This is a genomic window from Streptomyces sp. NPDC050548 (assembly GCF_044457385.1).
Classification (GTDB): domain Bacteria; phylum Actinomycetota; class Actinomycetes; order Streptomycetales; family Streptomycetaceae; genus Streptomyces.
In genome coordinates, this window is record NZ_JBITGV010000030.1 from 82247 (window position 1) to 94199 (window position 11953).

The following is an 11953-nucleotide window of genomic DNA, read 5'->3' on the forward strand; positions in this document are numbered from 1 at the left end:
CCGTTCTTGTGGCGTCCTACTTCCAGACGCCGAACTGCTCGACGTACGCGTCCCCCGTCACCGGTCGCCCCTGGTAGGTGCCGCGCGCCGCTGAGTCGGCCTCGTTGATTCCCGGTGTGAACGGCTGGTCGGCCTGGATCTCCTGGAGCACGGGCCTGGCCGTCACGACCAGTTGGGTGTTCAGGGCGGGGATCGTGACGGTCCACTTGCCGGCGTAGCGCCGGCCGGTCGTGGGGCTGGTCTCGAAGCGGGTGGCCCGCGGGGCGAGCGGATCGACCGATACGACGCGGTGGGTACCGTCGGGACTGAGCACGGTGGCCCAGTGCTTCTCTCCCTTGTCGTCGAACAGGTCCCACAGGTTGAGGACTTGACCGTTGTCGAGCCGTCCAGTGTGAGGGTGCCGGTGGTCCGCAAGTTGGGGAGCGAGTAGTAGTAACTGGTGTCGTCCAGGAAGGGAAACAGGCCGGTCCCGTTGTTGTAGAGCGTGGGTCCTGCGGCCTTCAGCTTGAGGTCCAACGTCCCTTTGCCCCCGGGCAGTTCCGCCTTCAGGTGCATGGCGTCGAGCGGGCCGGACAGCGACGCGTTCGGCATCCGCACATCGAGTGCGCTCGCGGACGTGCTGAACCGGCCGGGTTTGAAGGCCTTCTGCTCCGAGGTGTACGCCCCGCTCTCCTCGTCCGTGATGGAGATCTGGGTGGTGCCCCTGCGGGTGAGCTGCACCTCGTAGCCGTACTTGTGCCCGCCGGCCCGGATGTGGCCGACGGTGTACCACCATTCCTGCGTGGCGTTCGGGTGTGCCGCCTGGTCGGCGGGCATGTGTACGAAGGTGGGAAGCCGGGGTCGGCGCTCGGACCGGGCCCGGACACCTCCCTCGACATGGTGTGTGCGTGGCCGCTCTCGGCGTTGGCCGCCGCGGGAAGTGCGACGAAGCCTGCGATGCCGACTCCCACGAGGGCGACCGCCATCGTCCTGCGTCCGTGGACCCGGTTCGGTGTGCGCATCGGATGTCTCCTCTCAGCTCTCCACGTGATGGCCGGGCACAACTAGCGGGTGATCGCAGGGGAGTTGCGCAGCCGCCCGCGCACGATCTCGGCCAGACGGGCGGCCTGCTCGTCCACGGCCTGGGGTCCGTTGCCGGTCAGCAGGGAGTGCTCGGCGTCCCAGACCACCTTGGCGGCCGAGGGGTTGAGGGTGAGGCTGACGTCATAACCGGCCTCCTTGAGGGCCACGTCGACGTAGTAGGTCAGGCGCGTGCGCTCGCCGGGCACCTTCGGATACCCGGACGCGAGCATCACCTTCTCGCCGTACTTGGGGACCGTGGTGATCCGTGCGCCCTTGAAGGCGTGGTCGGGATCGGTCGTGACTTTCCCGTCGGCGTCGACCCGGTACCGCGCCGAGGTCAGGCCCACCGGGGCGTGGCAGATGAGAGAGATCGGGACGTCGACCTCGCGGAGTGTGTTGAGCAACTCGCCCATCCACGGGTTGTCGTTGAAGTCGACCATCGGGGCGTGTCCGCCGGGCATGTGCACGAAGGCCAGGTCCGCGAGCGAGAAGTCGGAGGCGGGGTCGCGGTGCCGTTCGACGAGCTGCTGGATGGACAGGTACTCGCGCTGCGGCGATGCCTCGAAGCCGGCGACGACATCGGCCCGGACGGAGATGGCCTCTGCGTCCGTCCTGGGGAGCGGCTCGGAGACCGGGATGCGGCCCAGGAGCCGCTGGGCGAGGGCGAGTTCGCTCTCGCGGCGCTTGAGGAGGTCCGGGTTCTTCTCGCGCAGCTTCTCGGGGCCGAACCGCTCGACTCCGGTCTGAATGGTGGTGCGGGCGGTGGCGGGGCCGAGGCCTGCGGCGGCGTGGAAGTTGAGAGCCAGTCCGTTGACGTCCAACTGCGGCAGCTCGCCGTCCGGCGTGGCCAGGATGAAGTCGTAGTCCTTCTCGAACTCCGCCATGACGGCGGCGAGTTCGACGAGGAAGAACCCGGTCGGTATCCCGGGGTGGCCGGCGGGCGCGCTCAGCGGGAGCCGACGTGCCGACGACAGGACGATGAGGGCCTTGGGGCGGGGGCTGGTGGTTTCGGGCATGGTCTTGCCTTCTCTTCGGAGTTGGTTTCAGGTCGGGGGTTTCAGGCCGGTACCCCTGACGAGCGTTTGATGAGCGCGTCGAAAGTGCGGTCCGGCAGCAGCCTGTTGAGGAGGATGAGAGGGCGCGCTCCGAATCCGACGCGGTAGCGGGTGCGCGGGCGACGGGCGGTCGCCGCCGTGGCCACGGCCTTGCCGATGACGGTGGCGGGTGAGGTCATGCGGGCGCCGGGCCGCGAGCTGCGCTCAAGGGACTTGGCCATCGCGTCGGCCTGTTCGGCGTACGGCCCGTGGCCGGAGGTGGCACGCAGCTTGCCGGCCGCGATCGCGCCCCACTCGGTCCGGATGGACCCGGGCTCGATGAGTACGACGTCGATGCCGAACCGCTTGGCTTCCAGGCGCAGCGCGTCACTGAGGCCTTCGACCGCGTACTTGCTGGCGTGGTACCAGGCCCCCATGGGCGTGGCGAACCGGCCGCCCATGGAGCTGATGTTCACGATGGTGCCGCCGCGCTGGGCGCGCATGTGCGGAAGAACCAGCTGGGTCAGCCGCGCCAGGCCGAACACATTCACCTCGATCTGTGCGCGGGCCTCCTCCATGGATACGTCCTCCAGCGCGCCGTAGGAGCCGTAGCCGGCGTTGTTGACGAGAACGTCGATGCGTCCCTCGGCCGCGATGATCTCGGCGACCGCCTTCCCGGCCGAGGTCTCGCTGGTGACGTCGAGTGCGAGCGTTCGTACACCCGACGCCGCCAGGCCGCTCATCCGCTCGGTGCGCCGGGCCGCGCCGTAGACGACGAAGCCGGCCTGCTCAAGCTGTCGGGCGGCAGACTCGCCGATGCCCGAGGAGGCACCGGTGACCAGGGCTACCTTCTTCGTCATTGCTGACTCCCGCTCTCAGAACTCGTAGGACCCGACGTTCGGCCGACCCGACGCCACTTAACAGACCGGCGGGCTCTTCGAGCATAAGAGACCTTCGGTCTCTACGCAAGGGACCGGAGGTCTGTAACATATGTCCATGAATACGTTCCAGCGCGCCAGAACCGAGGAGCAGCGCGAAGTCCGCCGCCGGACCATCCTGGAAACCGCGGCGACCATGCTCAGCGAGATGCCGGTGTCCGCCCTGAGCCTCAATGAGCTGAGCCGCCGCGTGGGCCTGGCGAAGTCCAATGTCATGCGCTACTTCGAGTCGCGGGAGGCCGTCCTCCTGGAACTCCTGGAGAGCCTGACCCGGGACTTCCTGACCGAGGTGGTCGATCAGCTGCCGGCCTGCGTCGACCGCACGGCTTCCCCGACCGCGCGAGCCGAGTCGGTGGCATCGGGTCTGGCGTCGTCGTTCGCGTCCCGGAGGATGCTCTGCGAACTGCTCAGTGCCCAGGCCGGCATCCTTGAGCACAACGTCTCCGCCGAGGTGGCCGCGAGGTACAAGCGGGGGGCCCACGAAGGACTCGCCGGTCTGGCGGCCATGCTGCGGGAGATCCTGCCCGAGCTCGGCGACCGGGAGGCCGCCGAAGCGGCCAGCATGACGATCGTCCTCGTGGGAGCACTGTGGACGCACAGCCATCCGGCGACGGCCGTACGCGACGCCTACGCCAACGACCCGAGTCTCGTATTCCTCAGCACGCCCTTCGCCGCGACCCTTGAGCGTTCCCTCACGGTCTACCTGATCGGCCTGCTGACCAGTTCCGACCGCTGATCTGAACTCCCGGGAACAACCAGGTAGCCGCTGGAAGTCCCCGCGCGCACGGATCTCCCCCGGCAAGGCAAGTGGCCCTGGTCAGGGCGCCAACGGCGGGAAAGTTGCTCGTTACCGGTGGTTACCACCAGGTCGGGGCGGGCGTATTCCCGTCGGCATTTCCTCGCCCACCCACCGCCGCGATTGAATAAAAGACAAGAACCACCAGGGAATTGGGCCTCCTTTGAACTTCCCCATCACACCCGCCGTACTTCTGAGAAAGGTGAGAGCCCGGGGTTTCAGCGAGGGATGGCCATGGTCGAGACACACGTCTCCGTACACGAGTCAGTCGCCGGCAGATACCGACCCATGGAGGTCGCGCATCGCGAGACGAACCGACTCACCTGGTACGGCGAGGACATGGCCGCCGAACGCCCGTGCCTCCTCACCCAGGTGACACTGCCCGCCGCGCTGGACGAGGAGAACGCGCGCCGGACCACCGCCGCCATCATGCGCACCTCCGAGATCATGGTGCTGCTCGCTCCCACCCGGGTCGCCCAGGTCATGGACGCCGTCGAGGACGCCGGCACCCTGTGGACCGTCACCGACTGGATCGACGGCACACCGCTCGGCCAACTCCTCGCCCAGCAGGGCACGTTCCACTATGTACGGGCGGCCCGCATCGGCCTCGAACTGCTCGACATCCTGGAGGCCGCGCACAACGAGGGCATCACCCACGGCGAACTCAGCCCCGGCCAGGTGTTCGTACGGGACCGGGGCACCGTCGTCCTGACCGGCTTCGGACTCGCCGGCGCCACCCTCGTCCCCCGGCTCACCGCGCCCTCGTACGCCTCCCCCGAACAGGCCCGCGACGAGCGCATCGGACCGGCCGCCGACCTGTGGGCGCTGGGCGCGATCCTCTACACGCTGGTCGAGGGACACCCGCCGTTCCGGGACCGGGGCCGCCCCGAGGCGACCCTGAAGGGCGTGGACCGGCTCCCGATGCGCAGCCCTTCGCGCGCCGGACCGCTGGCGCAGGTGATCCAGGGGCTGCTGCGCAAGAGCTCCCGCGAGCGGATGACCCGCCCGGTGGTCCGCGAGGCACTGACCCGCATCCTGCACGACGACCCGTACGCGGACCGCGAACCCGTCCCGCTGCCACGACTGCGGCGGGCCTACGACACGTTCCGTGGCGCGGGCACCACCTGGAGCGGGCGGGGCATGGCCGTCGGGACCGCCCTGGCCGTCGGCACCGTCACGGTCGCCGTCCTCGCCGCCACCCACCAACTCCCGGGCACCCAGACCTCGTCGGCCACCTCCCCCTCCTCGCCCCTCCCGTCCGCCTCCGCCTCGGCCACTACTCCCGGCGAGAATGTCGACGGTCACAACTACAGCCCCTCCGCCACGCCTTCACCGACGGCCCCCACCTCCCCCGCCGCCTCCGCATCGCCCTCGGCCGGCGCGTCCCCGTCCCGCACCGCCTCCGCGCTGCCCGCCGGTTTCCGGGTGTTCAAGGCGCCGGAGGGCTTCTCCGTCGCGCTCCCCAAGGGCTGGAAGGTGGTGGACACCCAGAAGGAGGGCGACATCGCCTATCGCGTCACCTTCGGCGCCTCGGGCGACCCGCGCACGCTGGCCGTGACCTACAGCACTCAGGCGGGCCCGGACCCGGTCGCCATCTGGCGCGACGACGTGCTGCCGGGGCTGAAGCAGACCGAGGGCTTCCAGCAGATCGGCGACATCAGCGCCACGACGTACCAGGGCGACAAGGCGGCCGACCTGGAGTGGTTCTCCGGCACCGGCGACGACCGGGTGCGTACGCTCGGGCGGGGTTTCCTGATCGGCGGCGGGCGCAGTTTCTCGCTACGGTGGACGACGCCCGCCGACGAGTGGAACGACGCGGCCAACCGTCAGGCGCTGGGGACCTTCTTCAAGACCTTCAAGCGGTCGGCGAACTGACGGCGACGCGAGGGCCGGGCACTCAAACCAGCGGCAATGGGTGGATATAGGCTGCCTGTTCGCACCATGCCTCATCTCAAGCCCAGGAGAGTCCGCCTTGACCGTAGTGATCGACCAGGCCGAGACGTCCTTCACCGCCCTCGACGACGCCGGCCTCGTCGCCCGGGACGCGCACGAGTTCGGAGCCTACGCCCGCACCGGCGGCTGGGCCTTCGGCCTGAAGGTGGCGCGCAGCGTACGGCCCGGCGGGCAGAGCGCGGACGAGACGCCGAAGGTGTCCGCGAAGGAGTTCGCCGAACTCGCCGACTGCTCCCCCGAGCGCGTCATGCGCTACTACAAGGCCTGGGACCGGGCCGCGGACGACGGTCTCGTCCCGCACTTCGAGGAACTGGCCCCCGGCCAGGAGGTCGAACTCCCGGACGCCGACGTGTGGTTGAACTACTACGTCTCCCGTTCCTCCGCCACCTCCGAGCGCGGCACCGCCATCTCCGAGGCGGCCGAGGCGGAGGGTATCCGCCCCACCAAGGCGCTGGAGGTCGCGGAGAACCCGACCGCGCTGCGCGCCGCGATCCTCGCCGACCCGTCCACCGCGCGGGCCGCCCGGCAGGCGCTGCTCGACCGGGTGCGCGAAGACCCCGAGCTGCAGGCCGAGTTGGCCCGCGACGTGGTCCGCACCGACGACCTGAAGAAGGCCGTCGCGACGGAGAGCCGCTCGGCGGACCGGATCGGCTACGTCCGCCAGATCGCCGAGTCGGGCCAGATCAAGACCCCCGCAGGCCAGACCGTCGACGCGCCCCTCGACGTACGCCAGGAGGCCGAGCGACACCTGTCGCTGCTCGACGAGCTGGAGGAGGGCGAGGACACCGGCGAGTGGGCCACCGAGGCCTACGACACCATGAAGAACCTGGTCGTCGAGACAGTGGAGGCCGACCCCGAACTGCGCGTCCAGGAGCGGCGGACGAAGTTCTACAGCAGCCTCCAGAAGGCCACGAAGGTGTTCGAGGAGCTGACCTTCGACGACGCCCAGGACTTCTACGAGGACGACATGGTCAAGCGTCTGGAGGAACTCCAGCAGGCCATCGACAGCTGCCTCACCGCGCTGCGCAAGAGCACCACTCCGGCTGAGTAGCCGTACTCATGTAGCGGCTTCGCCCTTCGGACACGATGGGGCTCCCCACGACAAGGGAGCCCCATCGTGTCCGTTCTTCCCTCCGCACCGCGGCGCCGGCTGCCCGCCGCCATGGTCGCGCTGGTGATCGCAGGCATGGCCGTCTCGGCCTGGCATCCGCACGACCGCACGACCTGGTTCCTGGAGACCGTGTGGGTCTTCGTCGGACTCCCGGTGATCGTCCTGACCTGGCGCCGCTTCCCCCTCACCGGCCTCCTGTGCTGCCTGCTCGCCGCGCACGCGCTGGTCCTCGCCGTCGGCGGCCACTACACCTACGCGCAGGTGCCGATCGGCGACTGGGTCCGTGACACGTTCGGGCTCAGCCGGAACCCCTACGACCGTTTCGGGCACCTCATGCAGGGCTTCGTACCGGCGCTCCTGGTACGGGAGTTGCTCATCCGCACCTCGCCCCTGCGCGGCAGCCGCTGGCTGGCGCCGCTCACCGTGTGCGCGTGCCTCGCCTTCAGCGCCCTCTTCGAGCTGTTCGAGTGGGCGGCGGCCGTGATCGGCGGCCACAGCGCGGACGCTTTCCTCGCCACCCAGGGGGATGTGTGGGACACGCAGTGGGACATGTTCTGCGCCTTGATCGGCGCCACGCTCTCGGTACTGCTGCTCAGCCGGGTCCACGACCGGCAGCTGGCGCGGCTCGGGGTCATCGGGTCGTATGCCGCTGCCGCGCCCACATGGGCAGCACGATCCAGCACAGCAGGTACCAGGTGACCACGCCCGCGACCAGCCAGGGCACATAGCCGTCGTGGGTGGCGACCCGGAGGATCAGCAGCAGCGCGGCCGTCATCGTGGCGAGCAGCAGGACGAGCCCGACGAAGGTCAGCCGGGACGCCCAGCGCACCGCCCGGGGTTTCACGCTCCGGCCGGAGACCAGGCGGTGCAGGGAGACCGGGCCGATCAGTGCTCCGGTGGCGGTGGCGCCGAGGACGACGGTCACGACGTAGAGGACCTGGTTGGCATGCTCCAGCTGGTCGTACTTCGGGGTGAAGACGACGGTGAGGAGGAACCCGAACAGGATCTGTACGCCGGTCTGCGCGACCCTGACCTCCTGGATGAGCTCGCCCCACATCCGGTCCGCTCTCTCGTCCTCGGTCTCGTCGCGTCCCGTCCGCCGGTCTTCCTGGGTCATGCGGTCCGTGTAACCGGACCGCCGACCGTTCAAACAGCGCCAGGAGCTACCAGCGGCCCTCCACCTGCTCCTTGATCCGGCGGTCATAGAGGTCGCGGATCGCGGTGAGCGTGGCCTCGGACAGGGTGGGCAGCCCGGCCGCCGCCGCGTTGGCGCGGGCCTGTTCGGGTGAGCGGGCGCCGGGGATGACCGTGGTGACACCGGGCTGGTCGATGATCCAGCGCAGGGCGAGCTGGGCCGGGGTGTATCCCTCGGGGGCCAGCGCGGAGAACTCGGCGGCGGCCTCGACGCCCGTCGTGTAGTCGACGCCGGAGAAGGTCTCGCCCTGGTCGAAGGCCTCGCCGTGGCGGTTGTAGGTGCGGTGGTCGTTCTCCGGGAAGACCGTGTCCTTGGTGTACTTCCCGGACAGCAGACCGGAGGCGAGGGGCACGCGCGCGATGATGCCTACGCCCGCCTCCTGGGCGGCCGGGAGCACCTTGAGCAGGGGCTTCATGCGGAACGCGTTGAGGATGATCTGCACGCTGGTCACGTTCGGCCGGGCGATCGCGGTGAGGGCCTCTTCGCAGGTCTCCACGCTCACGCCGTACCGGGCGATGCGCTCCTCGGCGACCAGGGTGTCGAGGGCGTCGAACACCTCGTCCGAGGAGTAGACCGGCGTGGGCGGGCAGTGCAGCTGCACCAGGTCGATGCGGTCGACGCCGAGGTTGCGACGCGAACGGTCGTTCCACGCGCGGAAGTTGTCGAGGACGTAGTTCTCGGGGATCTGGTCGACGCGGCGGCCCATCTTCGTCGCGACCAGGACATGCAGATCGGGCCGACCGGCGAGGAAGGTGGCGATGGTCTGCTCACTGCGCCCGTCGCCGTACACGTCGGCCGTGTCGAAGAAGGTCACCCCCGACTCGGCCGCCGCCTCCAGCACGGCGAGGGCTTCCTTGTCGTCGACGTCTCCCCAGTCGGCGCCCAGCTGCCAGGTGCCGAGCCCGACGACGGATGCCTGCTGCTGCGACCTGCCGATTACACGTTCGTCCATGTCATCAGTCTGTCATCCGGCACCGACATCCGCGGAACGGGATCCTCCGGGCCGCCGGCTGCGAATCTTTCACTCACACGGGTGAACCGCTTCGACAGGCTGCCTACTCCTGTCAACTCCCGCCTAGCGTGTGCGCGTGACCGATCATGTGGCGAACAACCTCCCACCAGGGAACGGCAGTTCCGCTCCCTGGACCCGTCGCGGCTTCCTCCTCTCGGCGGCGGCCCTGGCCACCGTGCCCGTCCTCCTGACGGCCGATCCGGCTCTCGCCGCGGCCGAACTGCCCGACTTCCCGGCCGAGGTCGACCTCTACCGCTCGGCGTACCGCAACTGGGTCGGCGAGATCACCGCCGACGGGCTGTGGGCCTGCGCGCCGACCGACGCCGACCAGGTGGTGTCCGTCGTCAACTGGGCCTGGCAGCACGGCTGGCGGGTCCGCGCCCGCGGCTCCTCGCACGGCTGGTCACCGCTCACGATCGAGTCCGGTACGGCCTCCGACGCGCCGGTGCTGCTGGTCGACACCGCCCCGCACCTCACCGGCCTGACCCTCGACTCCGCCTCGGCCGTCCGGGCCGGCACCGGTGTCACCCTGGAGGCGCTGCTCACGTTCCTGGAGGGGCACGGCCTCGGTCTCACCGCCGCGCCCGCGCCCGGCGATCTGACGCTCGGCGGTGCCCTGGCGATCGACGCGCACGGCACGGCCGTACCCGCGAAGGGCGAGGAGCGGACGGCCGGGCACACATTCGGGTCGCTCAGCAATCTGGTGCTGTCGCTGACGGCGGTGGTGTGGGACACGGACACCGTCGCGTACGTCCTGCGGACCTACACCCGTGACGAGGCGGACTGCGCGGCGCTGCTCACCCATCTGGGGCGTTCACTGGTCACCGAGGTCGTGCTGCGGGTGGGGGCGAACGCGAATCTGCGCTGTCTGAGCCGTACGGACATCCCGGCCACCGAACTCTTCGCGGCGCCCGGGTCCGACGGGCGTACCTTCGCGAGCTTCCTGGACGAGGCGGGGCGGGCCGAGGCGATCTGGTTCGCGTTCACCGAGTTCCCCTGGCTGAAGGTGTGGAGCGTCGCCCCGACCAGGCCGTTGACCTCGCGGCGCGTGTCGTCGCCGTACAACTATCCGTTCTCCGACAACGTGCCGACGCTGGTCGCGGATCTCGTCGGGCGGATCCTGTCCGACGGCGCGTGGTATCTGGCACCGGTGCTCGGCAACGCCCAACTCGACGTGGCCGCACTGGGGTTGACGACGACCCTGTCCGCGGACATCTGGGGGCCGTCGAAGAACACGCTGCTCTACGTCAGGCCGACGACACTGCGGGAGACCGCCAACGGTTACGCGGTGCTCACCGCACGCGCCCAAGTGCAGCGCGTGGTGCACGAGTTCACCGAGTTCTACCAGGAGCGGCTCGCCGCGTACGCCGCGCTCGGCCGGTTCCCCGTCAACGGCACCGTCGAGATCAGAGTCACCGGCCTCGACCACCCGACCGACGCCGAACTCACCGGTGCCCGCGCCCCGTTGCTGTCCGCGCTGCGGCCGAGCGCCGAGCACACCGAGTGGGACACGGCCGTCTGGCTGGACGTCCTGACGCTGCCCGGGACGCCGTACGCGGAGGAGTTCCTGCGGGAGTTGGAGCAGTTCCTGTTCCGCTCGTTCGACGGCACCCGGGTCGAGTGGTCGAAGGGCTGGGCGTACACCGATCAGGCCGCGTGGAGCGACGAGGAGGTGCTGGGGACGGCGGTCCCGGGTTCGTTCGGGGAGTCGGTGTGGGGGCAGGCGGCCGGAACCTTCGACCGGCTCGACCCGCACGGGGTGTTCGGGAACGCCTTCCTGGACCGGCTGTTCGGTTAGCACTCAGTAGGCTGTGTCCGTGATCTTGACACAGGGAGAGCTGCGACCAGCTGGCCGACCGCGCTGACGAAGGCGGGCATCACCGACCCGCGACTGCGGCGCGCCTACGACGCCCAGCGCGGGATCGTCCGCAGGTTCGCGCTGCACGAGTACGTGGCGGTACGGCTGTTGCTGCCCGCGGAGCTGCATCCGTCGGTCGTCGCCGCGGTGGCCTATATGCACACGACCGACGAACTGATCGACACCGGTGACGTGGACGCGTGGGAGACAGCCCTCGCCGCCTGGGACGCCGAGACCACGGCGGCCCTGCAAAGCGGCGAACCACCCGAGCAGGACGGCCTGTTGGCGCTCTGGGACACCGTTCGCCGTCACCCGGACATGGCGGACCGGGTACGGGCCTTCCTCGACGGCGCTCCCGTCGAGGCGAGTTGGACCGGCTTCGAGACGGAGGCCGACTTCCAGGCGTACGTGGACAGTTACTCGCTGCCCGCCCTGATGCTGACCGCGTCCCTGCTCGCGCCGGCCGACCCCGAGACGTACAAGTCGTTCGTCCAGGGGTGCCGGGATCTGATCGAGGGCTGGCAGCGCAGCGACTTCCTCGCCGACCTCCGCGAGGACGCCGAGAACGACCGCATCGGCGTCCCCCGGGACGAACTCGCCCGGCACGGGCTGAAGTTCGAGGATCTGCGGAGCGGGTCGGAAGTGTGCGTGCCCGCGCTGGACCGGGTGGTCCGGGCGCAGGCCGACCTCGCCGAGACCACGCTCGTGGACTGCCGTGCGCTTCCCGCGCTCGTCGCGGCGGAACACCAGCCGTTCCTCGACGCCTTGCTCGCCGTCCAGGAACTGCGGCTCGGCGCGGTGCGACGCGCAGGGGGCAAGGTCCTGCTGCGCGACACCGGGCCGTCGGTGTCCGCCACGCTGCTGGTCCTGGCCCGGCAGTACCGCAGGGCTCGCCGGTACGCCTAGGCCGTGTTTTAGAACTCGCTGACCTGTCTGGTTGGCCGTCCGGGGAAGTCGCGGGTGGCCATCCAGATGGTGAGGTCGCGGGCGATGT

Annotated in this window: 10 protein-coding genes and 2 pseudogenes; 6 read left to right on the forward strand and 6 right to left on the reverse strand. The window is 69.8% G+C overall.

The window, feature by feature from the left end; all coding sequences use genetic code 11:
- Window positions 1-16: 16 nt before the first annotated feature.
- The 4 genes and pseudogenes from ACIBJH_RS46200 to ACIBJH_RS46215 form a co-directional block, all read right to left on the reverse strand.
- Window positions 17-373 (reverse strand): annotated as a pseudogene (locus tag ACIBJH_RS46200) (lipocalin family protein); the annotation flags it as partial.
- Between the two features lie 53 nt (window positions 374-426).
- Window positions 427-816, reverse strand: a pseudogene (locus ACIBJH_RS46205) (lipocalin-like domain-containing protein); the annotation flags it as partial.
- Between the two features lie 227 nt (window positions 817-1043).
- A complete protein-coding gene (locus tag ACIBJH_RS46210; protein WP_399123033.1) occupies window positions 1044-2078 on the reverse strand; it encodes a hypothetical protein in 1035 nt (344 codons plus the stop codon).
- Window positions 2079-2119: 41 nt separating this feature from the next.
- Window positions 2120-2956: an oxidoreductase gene (locus tag ACIBJH_RS46215; RefSeq protein WP_399123034.1), complete on the reverse strand. Its 837-nt coding sequence runs from the start codon at window positions 2954-2956 to the stop codon at window positions 2120-2122.
- A gap of 136 nt (window positions 2957-3092) precedes the next feature.
- Here ACIBJH_RS46215 and ACIBJH_RS46220 point away from each other — a divergent pair, with 136 nt between their 5' ends.
- From ACIBJH_RS46220 to ACIBJH_RS46235, 4 genes are all read left to right on the forward strand, one after another.
- On the forward strand, window positions 3093-3770 hold the full coding sequence (locus tag ACIBJH_RS46220; protein WP_399123035.1) for a TetR family transcriptional regulator: 678 nt from the start codon (window positions 3093-3095) through the stop codon (window positions 3768-3770).
- 288 nt (window positions 3771-4058) lie between these two features.
- Window positions 4059-5705, forward strand: a complete 1647-nt coding sequence (locus tag ACIBJH_RS46225; RefSeq protein ID WP_399123037.1) for a serine/threonine-protein kinase — start codon at window positions 4059-4061, stop codon at window positions 5703-5705.
- A 106-nt stretch (window positions 5706-5811) separates the two neighbouring features.
- Complete coding sequence (locus tag ACIBJH_RS46230) at window positions 5812-6834, forward strand: hypothetical protein (protein ID WP_399123045.1); 1023 nt, start codon at window positions 5812-5814, stop codon at window positions 6832-6834.
- Between the two features lie 111 nt (window positions 6835-6945).
- Window positions 6946-7593 carry a DUF2238 domain-containing protein gene (locus tag ACIBJH_RS46235; protein ID WP_399123046.1) on the forward strand — a complete coding sequence of 216 codons (648 nt, stop codon included), beginning with the start codon at window positions 6946-6948 and terminating at the stop codon, window positions 7591-7593.
- Here the strand turns inward: ACIBJH_RS46235 and ACIBJH_RS46240 are convergent.
- Both ACIBJH_RS46240 and ACIBJH_RS46245 read right to left on the reverse strand, forming a co-directional pair.
- Window positions 7526-8011 (reverse strand): DUF6328 family protein, encoded by a 486-nt coding sequence (locus ACIBJH_RS46240; protein WP_399123038.1) that lies wholly within the window; start codon window positions 8009-8011, stop codon window positions 7526-7528. The genes ACIBJH_RS46235 and ACIBJH_RS46240 overlap by 68 nt on opposite strands.
- A gap of 46 nt (window positions 8012-8057) precedes the next feature.
- Window positions 8058-9041 carry an aldo/keto reductase gene (locus ACIBJH_RS46245; protein ID WP_399123039.1) on the reverse strand — a complete coding sequence of 328 codons (984 nt, stop codon included), beginning with the start codon at window positions 9039-9041 and terminating at the stop codon, window positions 8058-8060.
- A gap of 136 nt (window positions 9042-9177) precedes the next feature.
- On the opposite strand from ACIBJH_RS46245, the gene ACIBJH_RS46250 reads away from it, so the two are divergent.
- Window positions 9178-10899, forward strand: coding sequence for a cholesterol oxidase substrate-binding domain-containing protein (locus ACIBJH_RS46250; RefSeq protein ID WP_399123040.1), 1722 nt, complete (start codon window positions 9178-9180; stop codon window positions 10897-10899).
- A 153-nt stretch (window positions 10900-11052) separates the two neighbouring features.
- Complete coding sequence (locus ACIBJH_RS46255; RefSeq protein ID WP_399123041.1) at window positions 11053-11865, forward strand: phytoene/squalene synthase family protein; 813 nt, start codon at window positions 11053-11055, stop codon at window positions 11863-11865.
- Window positions 11866-11953 lie beyond the last annotated feature (88 nt).

Coding starts and splice junctions, on each gene's coding strand:
- ACIBJH_RS46215 (WP_399123034.1), bottom strand. CDS start 2,956: ATGACGAAGAAGGTAGCCCTGGTCACCGGTGCCTCCTCGGGCATCGGC.
- ACIBJH_RS46235 (WP_399123046.1), top strand. CDS start 6,946: ATGGTCGCGCTGGTGATCGCAGGCATGGCCGTCTCGGCCTGGCATCCG.
- ACIBJH_RS46240 (WP_399123038.1), bottom strand. CDS start 8,011: ATGACCCAGGAAGACCGGCGGACGGGACGCGACGAGACCGAGGACGAG.
- ACIBJH_RS46245 (WP_399123039.1), bottom strand. CDS start 9,041: ATGGACGAACGTGTAATCGGCAGGTCGCAGCAGCAGGCATCCGTCGTC.
- ACIBJH_RS46210 (WP_399123033.1), bottom strand. CDS start 2,078: ATGCCCGAAACCACCAGCCCCCGCCCCAAGGCCCTCATCGTCCTGTCG.
- ACIBJH_RS46220 (WP_399123035.1), top strand. CDS start 3,093: ATGAATACGTTCCAGCGCGCCAGAACCGAGGAGCAGCGCGAAGTCCGC.
- ACIBJH_RS46225 (WP_399123037.1), top strand. CDS start 4,059: ATGGCCATGGTCGAGACACACGTCTCCGTACACGAGTCAGTCGCCGGC.